Raw genomic sequence first — 15,748 nt, 5'->3', positions numbered from 1 at the left:
CTCGGTCCGCCCCGCCCCGCTCAGCGCGTCTCGGGGCCCGCGAGGTGGCGGGCGATGACCATCCGCTGGATCTGGTTGGTGCCCTCGACGATCTGAAGGACCTTGGCCTCCCGCATATAGCGCTCGGCCGGGAAGTCGAGGGTGTAGCCGTAGCCGCCGAGGAGCTGGACGGCGTCCGTGGTCACCCGCATCGCGGTGTCCGTGCAGAAGAGTTTGGCCATCGCCGCTTCCTTGGAGAACGGCAGACCGGCGTCGCGCAGCCGGGCGGCGGTGAGATAGAGGGCGCGGCCGGCCTCGATCTGGGTGGCCATGTCGGCGAGCATGAAGCGCAGGCCCTGGAAGTCGACGATCGGGCGGCCGAATTGCTGCCGTTCGGAGGTGTACGCAAGCGCCTCGTCCAACGCCGCCTGGGCGACGCCGATGGCGCAGGCCGCGATGCCCAGGCGCCCGGAGTCCAGGGCGGAGAGGGCAATGGCGAAACCCTGGCCCTCGTCCCCGAGGCGGCGGGAGTCGGGGACGCGGACGGCGTCGAAGTGCAGCTGGGCCGTCGGGGACCCCTTCATCCCCATCTTGCGCTCGGGTGCCGCGGCGCTGAGGCCCTCGGCGTCGCCGGGGACCAGGAAGGCGGTGATGCCGTGGGCGCCGCTGCCGCCGGTGCGGGCCAGCACGGTGTAGAAGTCGGCCACGCCGCCGTGGGTGGTCCAGGCCTTGGTGCCCTCCAGTTTCCAGGTGTCGCCCTCCCGGGTCGCCCGGGTGGTCAGGGAGGCGGCGTCGGAGCCCGAGGAGGGCTCGGAGAGGCAGTACGCGCCGATGAGTCCACCGCCGAGCATGTCGGGAAGGTGTTCGGCGCGCTGCTCCTTGGTGCCGTACCCGGCGAGCGCATGGCAGGCGAGGGTGTGCACGCTGACGCCGAGGCCGACGGTGAGCCGGGCGGCGGCGAGCTCCTCCAGAACCTGGAGGTAGACCTCGTAGGGCTGACCGCCGCCACCGAATTCCTCGTCATAGGGCAGCGAGAGCAGTCCGGATTCCGACAGCAGGGTGAAGGTCTCGCGCGGGAAGCGGCCGGCGTCTTCTTCCTCGCCGGCCGTTGGCCTGATCTCGCGCTCGGCGAGCTCACGTACGAGGGTCAACAGGTCGCGGGCTTCCTCAGTGGGCAGCCTGCGGTCCACCGGCCGGGGGCCGTACTCGGTCATGGCGGCGCTCTCCTCCCTGTCGGGCGCTGCGGCGACACGCGCGGGGTGGGCGGCGGCGCCGGTCTAGTGGTGCCAGGCCGATGATCGCGTTCCGGGTCGCGGAAGGCGATGACCTGCGGCGGTGGCGCTAGGAGTATGCCCGATCGGAGCCCTCGCGTCACGGGTTGATCATCACTGCTGCGGGAATCCGGCCCCGTACCGACCGGTCACGATATTGGTCCGAACCATTGACGCACTGGTCTAGTCCTTCTAACTTCTCCTCCAACGTTCAACGCGTTCATGCCAATTCGGAACGCAGGTCAGGCTCCACCCCTCGCCCCCCTCCGAGGAGACGACATGCTCAGACCGCACCGGATGCGATCGCCGCGCAGAGTGATCGCCGCCGCCACCGCACTGTGTACCGCGGCGCTGGCCGGCACCCTGCTCGCCGGACCGGCCTCCGCCGACCCGGTCCGCTCCCCCGCCCCGCAGCACCCCGCCACCACCACAGCGGCGCCGTCCGCGGCGGGCGACAAGGTAGTCGGATACTTCACCAACTGGGGTGTCTACGACCGCAATTACCACGTCAAGAACATCGAGACGTCGGGCTCGGCGACCAAGCTGACGCACATCAACTACGCCTTCGGCAACGTCCAGGGCGGCAAGTGCGCCATCGGTGACTCCTACGCCGACTACGACAAGGCCTACACCGCCGACCAGAGCGTCGACGGCCAGGCGGACACCTGGGACAACGGCGCACTGCGCGGCAACTTCAACCAGCTGCGCAAGCTCAAGAAGCTGCACCCGGGCCTCAAGGTGATCTGGTCGTTCGGCGGCTGGACCTGGTCGGGCGGCTTCACCGAGGCCGCCAGGAACCCCGACGCGTTCGCCCAGTCCTGCCTCGACCTGGTCGAGGACAAGCGCTGGGCGGATGTCTTCGACGGCATCGACATCGACTGGGAGTACCCGAACGCCTGCGGCCTGACCTGCGACACCAGCGGTAAGGACGCCTTCACCAAGGTAATGAAGGCGCTGCGGTCGAAGTTCGGCCAGAGCAATCTGGTGACCGCAGCGATCACCGCGGACGCCTCGGCCGGCGGCAAGATCGAGGCGGCCGACTATGCGGGCGCGGCCCAGTACGTCGACTGGTACAACCCGATGACGTACGACTACTTCGGCGCCTGGGACGCCAAGGGGCCGACGGCGCCGCACTCCCCGCTCACGTCGTACAGCGGCATCCCGAAGGCCGGCTTCAACAGCACCGACACCACCGCCAAGCTCAAGGGCCTCGGCATTCCGGCGGGCAAGCTGCTGCTGGGCATCGGCTTCTACGGCCGTGGCTGGTCGGGTGTCACCCAGGACGCACCGGGCGGCAGCGCGACCGGCGCGGCGCCGGGCAAGTACGAGGCCGGTATCGACGACTACAAGGTGCTCAAGAGCCGCTGCCCGGCCACCGGCAAGGTGGGCGGCACCGCCTACGCCAAGTGCGGCGACCAGTGGTGGAGCTATGACACCCCGGAGACCATCGGCACGAAGATGGCCTTCAAGAACGCGCAGGGTCTGGGCGGCACGTTCTTCTGGGAACTGAGCGGTGACACCACCAACGGTGAGCTGATCAAGGCGATCAAGTAGCCGTAGCGGGCACAGAACCGGAGGGGCGGGGGCGGCGGCCTCCCGCCCCTCCGGCATGACCTGCACGGCGGCGGCGCCTGATGAAGCCTCAGGCAGGCGGGCGCGGGGCAGCCGGACAGCCCGGCTTCGCCCACCGCGGCTCCGATGATCGCCGCGGACGCGTTGTGGGCGCGTACAGGGCGACCACCGGGACGCCTGTGGGTGACCCGGCGCGCCCGCGGGGTTTACTGCCCCGTCCGGTACGAGCACCATCGGCCGTACGGGGGCAGGAGCCGCATTGAAGAGGTGACACGTGGTCAACCCTTGGCTGGCGATGGAGACCGGTGCCGATCCGGTGGAGCGCACCCGCACGGTGCGCCGGGCGCATGCGGCCTTCCTGGCCGACGGGACCGTGGCGCCACCGGTCCGCCGGGTGGTCGCCGACTCCTGGCGCCGCTCCGCCGACGCCCGGGCCGCGGCGGACGGCGCCGCGCCCATCGATCTGGACGAGGCCGCGCTGGGCACCTACCGGGACGGACATCCACTGGCCCGCGCGATGCCCGTCTTCCGGGAGCTGCTGGGCAGCTTCGCGCAGGACGGCGCGCATCTGCTGGCCGTCTGCGATCCGCACGGGCGGCTGCTGTGGGTGGAGGGGCACCGCGGGGTGCGGCGCAGTGCCGAGCGGATGAACTTCGTGGTCGGCGCCCGCTGGGACGAACGGCACGCCGGCACCAACGCCCCGGGCACCGCGCTCGCCGCCGATCACGCCGTACAGATCTTCGCCGCGGAGCACTACAACCGTCAGGTGCAGCGCTGGACCTGCGCCGCCGCCCCGCTGCACGATCCGCGGACCGGGCGGCTGCTGGGCGCGGTCGACATCACCGGCGGCGACCATCTGGCGAGCCCGCACAGCCTGGCTCTGGTGCAGGCCACCGCCCGCGCGGCGGAGGCCCATCTGGCCGCGGACGTAACGGAGTTGGGTGTCTGTCTGTCGGCGCTGGGCCGGGACGAGGCGCTGCTGGTGGTGGACGGGGAGCGGCTGCGGCTCGGTCGCCGGCACAGCGAGATCATGGTGCTGCTGGCCCGGCACCCGGAAGGACTGACGGGCGATCAGCTCTCGGTGCTGCTGTACGGCGAGCGCGATATGCGCCCGGTGACGCTGCGGGCCGAGCTGTCCCGGCTGCGCCACCTCGTCGGCACGCTGCTGCATTCGCGTCCGTACCGGCTCAGCCGGCCTGTCGAGACCGATCTGTGCGTGGTCGAGGAGGCGTTGGCGGCCGGCGAGGCGCACTGTGCACTGGGCGCCTACCGGGGTCCGCTGCTGCCGCTGTCGGAGGCGCCCGGCGTGCAGCGGCTGCGTGGTGCGCTGGAGGACCGGCTACGGCGTGCGCTGCTCGGCGCACGCGACCCCGGCCTGCTGCGTGAGTGGTCGCGCAGCCCCTGGGGCGAGGACGATCTGGAGATCTGGGAAGCCCTGGTGGACGCCCTTCCGGAGCGCTCCCCGGCGCGCGGCGCACCGCTGGCCACCGCGGACCGGCTGCGTGCGGCGTACGGCCTGACCGGCGGGTCCGCCGGTGCCGTGCGCGCCCCGGCGGCCGCGCATGTCGCAACGTTCACGCAACCTCCGCGGCTTTAGCCTGCGCACAACGCCCGTCACACGGGAGTGGCGGGCACCGCGCCGAGAGCGATTGGGAGGCCGCACCATGGCCCGTTACGCCAGCCCGGGTTCCGCCGATGCCGTCATGAGCTATCTGCCCCGCTACGACCACTGGATCGGCGGCGAGTTCGTGGCGCCCGCGCTGGGCCGGTACTTCGAGAACCCGACCCCGGTCAACGGGCAGCCGTTCACCGAGGTCGCGCGGGGCACGGCCGAGGACGTCGAACGTGCCCTGGACGCGGCGCACGCGGCCGCGCCCGGCTGGGCCCGCACGGCCGCCGCCGACCGCGCCGGCGTCCTCAACAAGATCGCCGACCGGATGGAACAGAACCTGGAGGCCCTGGCGGTCGCGGAGAGCTGGGAGAACGGCAAGCCTGTACGGGAGTCCCTGGCGGCCGACATCCCTCTGGCCATCGACCACTTCCGCTACTTCGCGGGCGCCATCCGCGCCCAGGAGGGCTCCCTGTCGGAGATCGACGAGGACACCGTCGCGTACCACTTCCACGAGCCGCTCGGGGTGGTCGCCCAGATCATTCCCTGGAACTTCCCGATCCTGATGGCGACCTGGAAGCTCGCCCCGGCACTGGCCGCCGGCAACGCCGTGGTTCTCAAGCCGGCCGAACAGACCCCCGCCTCGGTGCACTTCTGGATGAGCCTGATCGCGGATCTGCTGCCGCCCGGCGTCGTCAACATCGTCAACGGATTCGGCGCGGAGGCCGGCAAACCGCTGGCCTCCAGCCCGCGGGTCGCCAAGGTCGCCTTCACCGGTGAGACCACCACCGGCCGCCTGATCATGCAGTACGCGTCCGAGCACCTGCGGCCGGTGACGCTCGAACTGGGCGGCAAGAGCCCCAACATCTTCTTCGACGACGTCTCGTCCGCCGCGGACGACTTCCACGACAAGGCTCTGGAAGGCTTCACCATGTTCGCCCTGAACCAGGGCGAGGTGTGCACCTGCCCGTCCCGGGCGCTCATCCAGCGCGGCCACTACCAGGACTTCCTGGCGGCCGGGGTGGCGCGCACGGAGAAGATCGTCCAGGGGCACCCGCTGGACACCGACACCATGATCGGCGCCCAGGCCTCCAACGACCAGCTGGAGAAGATCCTCTCCTACCTGGACATCGGCCAGAAGGAGGGCGCCCGCATCCTGACCGGCGGCTCCCGGGCCGAGCTCGGCGGCGAACTGGAGGGCGGCTACTACGTCCGTCCGACGATCTTCGAGGGCAACAACGAGATGCGGGTCTTCCAGGAGGAGATCTTCGGCCCGGTCGTCGCCGTGGCCCCCTTCAGCGACTTCGACGACGCGATCGGCATCGCCAACGACACGCTCTACGGCCTCGGCGCGGGCGTCTGGACCCGCGACGGCTCCACCGCCTATCGCGCCGGCCGCGCCATCCAGGCCGGGCGGGTATGGACCAACTGCTACCACGCCTACCCGGCGCATGCGGCCTTCGGCGGCTACAAGCAGTCCGGGATCGGCCGGGAGACGCACAAGATGATGCTGGATCACTACCAGCAGACGAAGAACCTGCTGGTGTCGTACTCGGCCAAGAAGCTCGGCTTCTTCTAAAGGCCTGAGGAAGGGCGCCTGAACCGGGTCCTTACCCGTCAGGCGCCTTTTGCTCGGCCCGCTCAGAACTCGGCCCGGTTTTATTGCGTTGCGCCTCCCCGTTCCTCCTACCGCTGCCCCGCTCCTGACCAGTGGTTCCGGTCTGTTTCCGGTCCAGGTCCCGGCTCACCGCGCAGGAGCCGCGCGTTCTCGCCCGCGCCCACGTCGTGCCGTACGCCGAGGCGTCCACATGGTTTTTCTTGGCGAGAGCCAGGGCCCCCCGGGGGGCGCGTGCCGGGCGTCGCGGTGGGGCGAACGTTGGCCCTAGCGTGTGGCGAGCCGCTCCAGCAGGGCGGTGCTCCGTGCCAGCAACGCCCGTTCCTCATCCGTGAGTTCGGCCTCGATGGCCTGCGCGAGCCAACCGGCCCTGCGGCCGCGCTCCGCTTCGAGCGCGGCCCGGCCCGCGTCCGACAGCTCGACCAGCGACTTACGGCCGTCCGTGGGGTGCGCCCGGCGCGTGATCAGGTTCTGTTCCATGAGCAGCCCCACCGACCGGGCCATCGACTGGGGGCGTACGCGCTGATCGGCGGCGAGGTCGCTGGTGGTCATGGCGCCGTTGCGGTCGAGTGCACCGAGCACGGCGGCCTGGCCCAGCGGGATGCGGTCCTCGTGTTTGACGCGTCGGGTGAGCTTGCCCATCGAGGTGCGCAGTTCGGCGGCGATGGCGGCGGCTTCCGGGGTGGGCATAGGGCACTTTACCCCGTTGGCCAGCAAGGCTGTGCACCTGACCTGCACAGCAATGCTGTACAGCAAAACTGAGCAGCATTGCTGTAGGGTTTGGCGTTGTCGGGCTCAGCGCCAGCGTTGTCGCAGCCGGGGCCACGGCACACGACAACGGGAAGGAACCCCCATGTCCGCAAAGGCAGTCGAACCCGCCAAAATCACCGACGCCGCCATCGAGACCGTCACCGCCCGCCGGATCATCGACAGCCGCGGCAACCCCACGGTCGAGGTCGACGTCGTCCTGGCGGACGGATCCCTGGGGCGCGCGGCTGTCCCCTCCGGCGCCTCCACCGGCGCCCGGGAGGCCGTGGAACTGCGCGACGGAGACTCCGCGCGCTGGCACGGCAAGGGCGTCGACCGCGCGGTGGCCCACGTCAACGGAGAGATCGCGGCGTCCGTGCGCGGCCGGGACGCGGCGGACCAGGCGGGCCTCGACGCCGCGCTGGTCGCCCTCGACGGCACCGCCACGAAGTCTCGCCTCGGCGCCAACGCGATCCTCGGCGTCTCCCTCGCCGCCGCCAAGGCCGCCGCGGCGGCCCACCACCGGCCCCTCTACCGCTACCTCGGCGGCGCCGACGCCCGCCTCCTGCCGCTGCCGATGATGAACATCGTCAACGGCGGCGCCCACGCCGACAATCCGCTGGACTTCCAGGAGTTCATGATCGCGCCGGTGGGTGCGGACACCTTCGCCGAAGCCGTCCGTATGGGCAGCGAGGTCTTCCACACCCTGCGCCGCGATCTGCTGGCCGCCGGGCACTCCACTGGCGTCGGCGACGAGGGTGGCTTCGCGCCCGCGCTGCGTACCGCTGAGGAGGCGCTCGACTTCGTGATGACCGCCATCGAGCGCACCGGCTACCGCCCCGGCACGGACATCGGCCTGGTCATGGACCCGGCGTCGTCGGAGTTCTTCCGCGACGGGGTGTACGACTACGCGGGCGAAGGGGTGCGCCGCACCCCTTCCGAGAACGCCGACTACCTGGCCAAGCTCATCGACACCTACCCGGTCGTCTCCATCGAGGACCCGATGGCGGAGAACGACCTGGACGGCTGGCGCGAGCTGACCGCCCGCGTCGGCGACCGCTGTCAGCTCACCGGCGACGACGTGTTCTGCACCAACGAGACGCTGCTGCGCGAGGGCATCCGCACCGGCGTCGGCAACTCGGTCCTGGTCAAGGTCAACCAGATCGGGACCCTGACCGAGGCGCTGGCCGCGGTCGCCACGGCCCACCAGGCGGGCTGGACGGCTGTCATGTCGCACCGCTCGGGCGAGACGGAGGACACCACCATCGCGGATCTGGCGGTGGCGACCGGCTGCGGTCAGATCAAGACCGGCTCGCTCTCCCGCTCCGACCGCACGGCGAAGTACAACCAACTGATCCGGATCGAAGAGGAGTTGGGCGACTCGGCGCGATTCGCGGGCCGCTCCGCACTGCGTGGGGCGTGAACAGCAGGCAGAGGGCCATCCGCTCCGGTGCGGCCCAGTCGGTTCCGCCGCTCATTGAGGACTCGCACCCGCAGGGCGTTCTCCCGCGCGAGATGGCCGGTGCTTCCGAAGCGGATGGGGCCCTGGTCCCACAGGTGGAGTACGCCGCCAGGGCTGCGCCGTTCCCTCGGGCCGTCCGGCTTGATGACCTTAGGTCCAAGGTCGCCACGGGCCTGCCGGGATTGCGCGTGGTCGGCGAGCGGGGGCCGCCCTCCCGTCAACATGCCGATCCACACCGGGAAATGAGCACCGCAACCCCTCTGCTATGGTGCGCCGATGTCATCGATCAAGCAGTTCCAAGTCACCTTCGACTGCGCAGAACCTGAGCGTGTCGCTCGCTTCTGGTGCGAGGTGTTGGGGTACGTCGTGCCGCCGCCCCCGGAGGGGTTTGCGACTTGGGACGATTTCGATCGCTCGCTGCCGCCTGAGCGTCAGGGTTCGGCGTTTGTCTGTATGGATCCCTCAGGTGTGAGCCCGCGGATGTACTTCCAGCGCGTTCCCGAAGGCAAGGTCGTCAAGAATCGGCTGCATCTTGACGTGCGGGTCGGCACCGGGCTCGTGGGTGAAGAGCGCCTGGCCGCACTTGAGGCCGAGTGCGCACGACTGGTCGCGCTCGGTGCGGTGCGTGTGCAACTGCTGCGTGCCGATGGCGTCAATGAGTCGTGCCTCGTGATGCAGGACATCGAGGGCAACGAGTTCTGTCTCGACTGAGCATCCGCCGAGACGGCGAGGTGGGGAGCCTCTCCCTTGGGCCTCTCTTAAAGGTGGTCCATACGGGAACGGGAACGGGAGTCATCCCGTGAGGGCGAGGTGGCGAAGTCCGGCGATGCCGGGCATCGCGGTGTGAATGCCGTCGCCCGTCAGGCGGCAGTCGCGAAGGACCATCCAGGCCTTCACCCGCGCGCAGACGTGCTCAACGTCGGCCCGGACCTTGCGGTGGGAGGCATCGTGCCCCTCCTTCCGAGCAAGCAGTTCGAGCCGGCCGCGTTCGCGGCGGTGCGGGATGGCGCCCGGTGAACGGGGCTGTCCAGGACGGCGCCGACGCCGTGATCACACCAGCCACCACAAGATCATCTCACCCGTGATCAGCAGTCACGGGACAACCCTTACTCCACCGCATACAGCAGGTTGTACTCAGCACCATGCGCCCTGAAGCGCAGACTGCGCTCACCAGGCGTATCCGTGATCCACTGCTCCCCGAGCTTGCCGTCGCCGGCTGTTCCGCCGACCTCCCCGAGAGAGACGGCAATCGTGCCCGTGAAGTCGCAGTCGTACTTGACGGTGTACATCCGGTCTCCCAGCACCGTCCCATTCCACACAGTGCCACGATTCTGGACAACAAGCCTCGGCTCGTCGAAGCCGCTCCAGCCCTCAGTCGTGACGCACTTGAGCTTCTCCAGATAGAGCTTGGCCATACCGTCCCCTGTGCAGGATCCTTCTCGACACTTCACATCCTGCCGAGCCTCAATAAACGATCACTAAACGCATGGACGCCCAACCGCCCGGCACGCAGGCGGGATTCGTACCGGGCGAACCGGCTCGCGATCCGGCCCATGACCACCTCGAACGTCTCCTGCCATCGGGCGGGATCTGCACGATGGCATGCGGCCACCGTCTCATCGTCAGTCCACACAGCTCACGATGACCAATGGATGACCAACGGTGGCCGCACCCGTCTCCCGCACCGGCCCGACCAGCGAGATCACGATCTCTGCTGGATTACTGACAGCGAAAGGCCGTGGTCGCGTCGAGGGCGGCCCTGTCGGTCGTGATGTGGTTGACCGGCGCACTCCCGTCGGCGTAACCGAAGGAGATCCCTACGAGTAACTTCCCGTGGTCCAAGCCGAGTTCGCCACGAACGGTGTCGGCGTAGAAGCTCAGCAGTCCCTGCGGGCAGCTGTCCAAGCCGTACGCGGTCATGGCCAGCAGCAGCGTCTGGGCGTAGATCCCGACATCCGCGGCCAGTCGTGCCCCGGCGTCTCCGGCCGTGAAGAGGAACGCGACGTGCGGGGCGCCGTAGAAGCGCAGGCTCTCGGCGTCGAAGGCGGCTCGGGCCGCGTGGTCGTTCCGGCCGATGCCCAGCGCGCCGTAGAGCGCTGTGCCGAACGCGGCGCGGCGACGCTGCTGCGCTTTCGAGTACATATCGTCGTGGTAGGGGAAGTCGACCGTGGTGCGCTGCTCGGCGTGGGCCGCCTGAAGTGCGTCGGCGAGACGGTCCCGAAGCGCCCCGCTCACCACCTCGACCTGCCAGGGCTGCGTGTTCGAGCTGGACGGTGCGGCGCCGGCGAGTGCGAAGACCGCGCGCAAGGTCTCCTCGGGCACCGGGTCGGGCCGGAATGCGCGGGACGCGCGGCGGCCTCGGATCAGCTTCTCCGCGTAGCCACTCAGCTCGGTCGGATGGGACGGGCTCATGGTGGTACTCCTCCGGCACTCCTCAGACACCTTAGGTATACGGACACGTGTACCTAGACTCGACCGTAACGGCGACTCCACCTAAAGTAAACGCCTGCGTATACTTGAGCCATGGAGGCAACGACCACGAAGACCCGACGCCGGGGGCGCGGCGGGCGTGAACGGATCCTGGGTGCAGCCGCCCTGCTGTTCGCGAACCAGGGGATCAACGCAACCGGTATGGAGCAGGTTGCGGAGGCGGCGCCGGTATCCAAACGCACTCTCTACGCGCATTTCCCGGCCAAGAGCGACCTGGTGATCGCCCATTTGCAAGAGCTGGCCGCATCCGGACGGACCCTGGAGAGCGTGCTCACCCGCGAGGATCTCGCTCCTCGGGAGCGGATTCTCCAGCTGTTCGACTTCCCGGCACCGGACGCGTCCCCGGTGCGCGGGTGCCCGTTCATCGATGCCGCGGCCGAGTTCCCCGACCCGCAAAGCGCGATCCACACGTACGCACGTGAGCAGAAGCTGCTGATGGCGCAGCTCGTCACCGAGCTTGCGGCGGAGCTGGGCGCTACCGAACCCGCCGCGCTCGCCGAGCAGTTGGTCACGCTCGCCGACGGCGCGGCCAGCCGTGCGATGGTGCTGAATCAGCCGGACTGCGGCCGACACGCGCGCGCCGCCGCGGAAATCCTGCTCGACCGGGCCCTCATGCCGCTGAGTTAAGAGGGTTACGGCCGACCTCGCGGCGGCCGCTTGAACATCCCTCCATTGCCGGTCGGCTGCCCCGCCGATGCCCAACGGGGTGCGCTACACCAGGGGCGCGTCTGCTGCTGGAAGGTTCGCGAGCAGAGTTTCGTGCAGCCGCTGCCAGACACCGGCTTCGTGCCACTCGGCAAGGCGGCGCCAGCAGGTCATCCCGGAACCGAAGCCCAATTCCTGTGGCAGGTGCTCCCACGCGATGCCGGTGTGCAACACGAAAAGGATTCCCTGCAGGACCAAACGATCACCGTGCCGCTTGCGACCGGCGTGGTGGAAGCGACGTTTGACCTTCGGCAGCAGCGGATTGACGACTGCCCACAGTTCGTCGCTGATCTCCCAAGGCTTGGACCGCGCCACTGTGGCTACCCCTTCCACACACGCTGATCAATCGCGCTCCGAGTGGCTGACAACCACCGCGTTCGATCACGGTATTCATGGGCCAACGTGCCGCCTGCTAGTTCTTATTCAGGGTTCGGGTCACGCCCGCGACGACGGATGTGGTGAGCACCCAGCCGGCGGCGATCAGTACGTAGGCCAGCCACTGGGGGCCGGTGTCCGTCCAGTACCAGTCAGTGCGCTGACCGAGACCGCCGATGGGAATCAGCAGGTCGAGGGTATAGACGAAGGACTGGAACGGGGTGCCTTCGCCCGGCTTCACCGGGGTCGGATCGTGGGTCCCGAAGACCAGCGTGCCGAGCAAGGCCAGTGCGATGAGCCACAGGCCGGCCAGCCACGGGCGGTAGCCGTAGCCAACGGTGGTATCCAGCAGATGCCCCCACACACGTCCGGCCGGGTGCAGCGTGCGGTGGCGGTGACGCTGCTTCGCCAAGAGCACCCGGCGCGCGTCGCTGTCGTGGCCGATCTGCCGGTACCAGTCCGCGAGTTGCTCGTACGGCTGCGGGGCGTAGCCGGGATTCCGACGGATCCACGCCAGGCGACGTGCCACCTCGTCCTCTGCGGGCGTCCTGTCTCCCTCGGGCATTCCGTCTTCCCCTGCCGCCCCGTCTTCCGCGGACGTCGTCTCCCCGAAACGGATGGAGCCGTACGTAAACCCTTCCAGCCGCACTTGCTCCGGCCAGCCTCGCTCGCTGTCCTGGCACCAGGCGGCCTGTGCGGACCGGAGATCCACCGCTCCCGAGGGCGGTGCGGCGGGTCTGAAGTCGAAGTCCCCCACCTGCATCCCTATACAGACCAAGGCGGTGCGGTCCCCGTTCAGGTGTGCTCCCTCGAAGGTCAGCAGGTCCTCAATGCGAGCCCTTCGCAGCCGTACGACCCCCTGCGCGGTGAACCCGTGGGAACAGTCCACAGTCGAGGTGGCCACATGGCCTGCGGCGAGTGCGACACCGCCGCGGTTCTCCAGCCGCGCGCCCTGCAGAAACAGGCCCCTGGGCAGCTGGGCGCCAGGCAGCCGCAGCCCGCCCTGCGTGACAAGTCGTTCGCCGAAGAAGCCGCCTTCCATGACGAGGCCGCTCGCCCGCACCGCCACTTCGGGGCCCGAGATCCTGGCGTCCGCCAGGTGCAGATTCCCGGCCATACGGGCGTTGATGAGTATGAGAGAGCAGCCTTCCAGGGCCGACCGCCTCAGGTCCAGGTCACCCTCAATCCGGACGAGCTCGGCGCCGATCCCGGGAACCCAGCTGTTCGTGATCCTGATCGTCCGGGTCGTGGCCCCGTGCAGGCTCATCGCCTGCTCCAGCCGGCAGCCCTCGAGCGAGAACGTGTGGCAGATCTCCGCTCCGGACAGGTCCAGACGGCCGGTGATCCGCGCACCGGCGAGCCGCAGGGCGGCGACGGCGCCGGACCGCTGGTCGTTCGCACCAAGCAGCAGCGCCTTCACGACAGCCGCGCGAACCGAGCGTTCGGGGCCCCAATGGCCACCTGCGGCGGGTTCGTCCGCCTCGGGCATGCCCGTACGCAGCTCCACTCGACGCCCCTTGGGGAAGGCGTCCCACAGCTCGCGTTCCGGTGGGGTCAACTCGTCGTATGGCAGCACACATTCAGGGTAGTGACCTGCTCGCCGTCTCCGCTCGCCCTGTCTCATACCAAGCGGAGCCTGGTTCATTCTGTGAGGACTTCTAAGAAGCTGTTGTCCTGAGGGGGGTTCGTCGCACGGGAGTCTCTATCGGGTGATCGCGGCGGCGGCAGGCATGGAAGCAGGGCCTCCTGGTAGCTCGGCAGGTGCGATCACCCGAGTCCCGGGAAGCCCTGTTGCCGCAGTTGTACGCGTCCTCCCGGGTGGAGTTCGACTCGACCGGCTCGTCGTGTGGATGCCTCGCCCACCAGTACGGCAACGCCGGTGACCACACGGAGCGTGAGCGGCGGTATCCGTCGGACATGACGGGGCAGCAACCTCCTGCCGCTCCAGCAGTCCGACATTCGACGGCATCCGCGACCTCCCCGGAAACGGCCTGCCAGGCCACCACTCCCACGGAAACACCGGTCTCGTTCCTGACCAGCGGAAACGCGGCAATCACGTTCGGAAAGACAACAGCTTCTGAGCCGCGCCGTCCGGCACCTGGTGCTGGAAGGCGCGCCGAGACGCAGTGGGCGTGATGCCGACGGTGTCACGGAATCGGGCGCGCATGTTGGTGCCGCTGCCGAGGCCGCACCGGGTGGCGATCTGTTCCACCTGGAGGTCCGTGGTCTCAAGGAGTTCTCGCGCACGGTTGATTCGGCTTCTTCTAGAGCCATGAGGAGAGGCGCCCGACACGGCTTTTGCCCGTCAGGCGCCCTTCGCTCGGTCCGCTCAGAGCGAGGGCAGGCCGCCGTCCAGGAACTTGGCGCAGTGGCGGAAAGGATTGCCGGCGGACTGCGAGGCGCTTGAACGGTGCATGCCGGTCTGCTCGACGGCGTACCGCAGCTTGTCAAAGTCGGGCGTATCGCAGCTTGTCAAAACCGACGATGTCCGGGCCCTTCACTGTTACGGTCGCGCCATGTCCAAGATCGAGATAGATGTGGTGACCGCCGAGTTCTTCGAGGCCTTTGACAACCGGGGCGGCAAGGCTGCCGACGTGGCCCGGATCCGTCGGCTGGTTCTTCCGGGTGGTGTGATCGTCAAGGCCGGACCGGAGTTCACGGTCTACACCGTGGACGAGTTCATCGAGCCTCGCCGGCGGCTGCTGACCGACGGTCGGCTCGTCGAATTCTCCGAGTGGGAGACCTCCGAACGGACGGAGATCGCGGGCGATATCGCGTCGCGGTTCAGCGAGTACCGCAAGTCCGGCACCTTGGACGGTGAGCCGTTCGACGGAGGCGGGACCAAGACCATCCAGTTCGTCCGCACCTCGGAAGGCTGGCGGATCTCAGCGTTGGCCTGGTACGACCAGCCCTGACCACAGGGGCGGTCGGCCGCGGCTCATCAGCTTGGCACTCAACACCGTTGCTTGCCGTGACCACAGAGGTCCGCCTGGTCGGCGAGCGCGGAGGCGTGGCGACTGTCGGTCGGCTCCGCGTACGGCGGGGAATGCACCCCCGATACTCTGCACTGCGTGACCAACTCACATGCGAGCCTTGACGATGCCGAGGTTGCGGTCGCTGCGGTATGTGCCGGGGCGGAGGTCGTGCGCGCCAGGTATGGACGGCGGCTCACCCGTATCGACAAAGGCCTCGGGGACTTCGCCACTGATGCCGATGTGGCGGCTGAGGGAGCGATCCTCGACGTCATCCGTGCTGCGCGGCCCGAGGATGCGGTGCACGGCGAGGAGGGCGGGCAGCAGGGTGGGGCTGACGCGGTGCGCCAGTGGTTGGTGGACCCCTTGTGCGGCACCCTCAACTACGCCGTCGGCAACATGCTGGTGGCCGTCAACGTGGCACTGCGCAACGGCCCGGCAGCCGTGGCCGATCCGTTCAGCGGCGAGGTTTTCTTCACCGACGGTGAGACGGCTTGGGTGCGGCGCGACGGGGGCGACACGCAGCTGGTGCCGACGGCGGCCACCCAGCTGGTGGACCTGAACCTGGATCCGCCCTTTCCGAGCGCGCCTGGGTTCCGGGCTGTGGATGTGCTCGCTCACCCTGGCTTCGTCGAGCGGTTCCGGCCGCGGGTCGTCTCCACGACTCTGGCGCTGGCCTGGGTCGCGGCCGGTAAGCGTGCCGCATACGTCACCGATGGCGGTGATCTGACCGAGAGCGTGCACTTCGCCGCCGGCATCGCTTTGTGCCAGGCCGCCGGCTGTCTCGTCACCGGAGTCGACGGCGCTCCCATCGGGCAGGCAGGCCGTGGGCTCGTAGTGGCCTCGGACGCCGGGACTCACGGTCTGTTGTTGTCGATGATCCGCGGCCGAGTCCAAGGGCTGTGACGTCGGAAACTTCGGCGGGTTGAGCAGGCTGTGGCTTGGAGTGGG

Annotated in this window: 15 protein-coding genes and 2 pseudogenes; 8 read left to right on the top strand and 9 right to left on the bottom strand. The window is 69.0% G+C overall.

Annotated features, from left to right (window positions below):
* Positions 1-20 precede the first annotated feature (20 nt).
* Positions 21-1,193: an acyl-CoA dehydrogenase family protein gene (locus tag IF67_RS0112225; protein WP_030984949.1), complete on the bottom strand. Its 1,173-nt coding sequence runs from the start codon at positions 1,191-1,193 to the stop codon at positions 21-23.
* Positions 1,194-1,529: 336 nt separating this feature from the next.
* Between IF67_RS0112225 and IF67_RS0112220 the strand changes: the two genes are divergently transcribed.
* From IF67_RS0112220 to IF67_RS0112210, 3 genes are all read left to right on the top strand, one after another.
* On the top strand, positions 1,530-2,804 hold the full coding sequence (locus tag IF67_RS0112220; protein ID WP_030984948.1) for a glycoside hydrolase family 18 protein: 1,275 nt from the start codon (positions 1,530-1,532) through the stop codon (positions 2,802-2,804).
* Positions 2,805-3,096: 292 nt separating this feature from the next.
* Positions 3,097-4,419 carry a helix-turn-helix domain-containing protein gene (locus tag IF67_RS0112215; RefSeq protein ID WP_030984946.1) on the top strand — a complete coding sequence of 441 codons (1,323 nt, stop codon included), beginning with the start codon at positions 3,097-3,099 and terminating at the stop codon, positions 4,417-4,419.
* A 67-nt stretch (positions 4,420-4,486) separates the two neighbouring features.
* Positions 4,487-6,010, top strand: coding sequence for an aldehyde dehydrogenase family protein (locus tag IF67_RS0112210; protein WP_030984944.1), 1,524 nt, complete (start codon positions 4,487-4,489; stop codon positions 6,008-6,010).
* 303 nt (positions 6,011-6,313) lie between these two features.
* On the opposite strand, the gene IF67_RS0112205 is transcribed toward IF67_RS0112210, so the two are convergent.
* On the bottom strand, positions 6,314-6,736 hold the full coding sequence (locus IF67_RS0112205; protein ID WP_030984941.1) for a MarR family winged helix-turn-helix transcriptional regulator: 423 nt from the start codon (positions 6,734-6,736) through the stop codon (positions 6,314-6,316).
* A 163-nt stretch (positions 6,737-6,899) separates the two neighbouring features.
* Here IF67_RS0112205 and eno point away from each other — a divergent pair, with 163 nt between their 5' ends.
* Both eno and IF67_RS0112195 read left to right on the top strand, forming a co-directional pair.
* On the top strand, positions 6,900-8,216 hold the full coding sequence (gene eno / locus IF67_RS0112200) for a phosphopyruvate hydratase (RefSeq protein ID WP_030984939.1): 1,317 nt from the start codon (positions 6,900-6,902) through the stop codon (positions 8,214-8,216).
* 315 nt (positions 8,217-8,531) lie between these two features.
* A complete protein-coding gene (locus IF67_RS0112195) occupies positions 8,532-8,966 on the top strand; it encodes a VOC family protein (protein WP_030984937.1) in 435 nt (144 codons plus the stop codon).
* Positions 8,967-9,047: 81 nt separating this feature from the next.
* Here the strand turns inward: IF67_RS0112195 and IF67_RS44820 are convergent.
* The 3 genes and pseudogenes from IF67_RS44820 to IF67_RS0112175 all read right to left on the bottom strand — a co-directional run.
* A pseudogene (locus tag IF67_RS44820) lies at positions 9,048-9,263 on the bottom strand (IS5/IS1182 family transposase); the annotation flags it as partial.
* A 98-nt stretch (positions 9,264-9,361) separates the two neighbouring features.
* Entirely contained in the window at positions 9,362-9,670 is a 309-nt protein-coding gene (locus IF67_RS0112185; protein ID WP_030984934.1) for a hypothetical protein, read from the bottom strand.
* A 304-nt stretch (positions 9,671-9,974) separates the two neighbouring features.
* Positions 9,975-10,667 (bottom strand): nitroreductase, encoded by a 693-nt coding sequence (locus IF67_RS0112175; protein WP_030984933.1) that lies wholly within the window; start codon positions 10,665-10,667, stop codon positions 9,975-9,977.
* A 111-nt stretch (positions 10,668-10,778) separates the two neighbouring features.
* Between IF67_RS0112175 and IF67_RS0112170 the strand changes: the two genes are divergently transcribed.
* Positions 10,779-11,372: a TetR/AcrR family transcriptional regulator gene (locus IF67_RS0112170; RefSeq protein WP_030984932.1), complete on the top strand. Its 594-nt coding sequence runs from the start codon at positions 10,779-10,781 to the stop codon at positions 11,370-11,372.
* A gap of 102 nt (positions 11,373-11,474) precedes the next feature.
* Here the strand turns inward: IF67_RS0112170 and IF67_RS0112165 are convergent.
* The 4 genes and pseudogenes from IF67_RS0112165 to IF67_RS43665 all read right to left on the bottom strand — a co-directional run.
* Positions 11,475-11,765: pseudogene (locus IF67_RS0112165) on the bottom strand (transposase); the annotation flags it as partial.
* Positions 11,766-11,862: 97 nt separating this feature from the next.
* Positions 11,863-13,401: a hypothetical protein gene (locus IF67_RS0112160; protein WP_030984930.1), complete on the bottom strand. Its 1,539-nt coding sequence runs from the start codon at positions 13,399-13,401 to the stop codon at positions 11,863-11,865.
* 477 nt (positions 13,402-13,878) lie between these two features.
* Positions 13,879-14,118: a helix-turn-helix domain-containing protein gene (locus IF67_RS41345; RefSeq protein ID WP_234341060.1), complete on the bottom strand. Its 240-nt coding sequence runs from the start codon at positions 14,116-14,118 to the stop codon at positions 13,879-13,881.
* A gap of 36 nt (positions 14,119-14,154) precedes the next feature.
* Complete coding sequence (locus tag IF67_RS43665) at positions 14,155-14,301, bottom strand: hypothetical protein (RefSeq protein WP_158713077.1); 147 nt, start codon at positions 14,299-14,301, stop codon at positions 14,155-14,157.
* A gap of 40 nt (positions 14,302-14,341) precedes the next feature.
* On the opposite strand from IF67_RS43665, the gene IF67_RS0112145 reads away from it, so the two are divergent.
* Positions 14,342-14,740: a nuclear transport factor 2 family protein gene (locus IF67_RS0112145; protein WP_030984929.1), complete on the top strand. Its 399-nt coding sequence runs from the start codon at positions 14,342-14,344 to the stop codon at positions 14,738-14,740.
* Between the two features lie 156 nt (positions 14,741-14,896).
* A complete protein-coding gene (locus IF67_RS0112140) occupies positions 14,897-15,703 on the top strand; it encodes an inositol monophosphatase family protein (RefSeq protein WP_030984928.1) in 807 nt (268 codons plus the stop codon).
* Positions 15,704-15,748: the final 45 nt, after the last annotated feature.

The sequence above is a fragment of the Streptomyces sp. NRRL S-1813 genome (genome assembly GCF_000719605.1).
GTDB lineage: Bacteria > Actinomycetota > Actinomycetes > Streptomycetales > Streptomycetaceae > Streptomyces > Streptomyces decoyicus.
The sequence above is the reverse complement of the archived record's forward strand: the minus strand, read 5'-3'. Positions and strand labels throughout refer to the sequence as shown.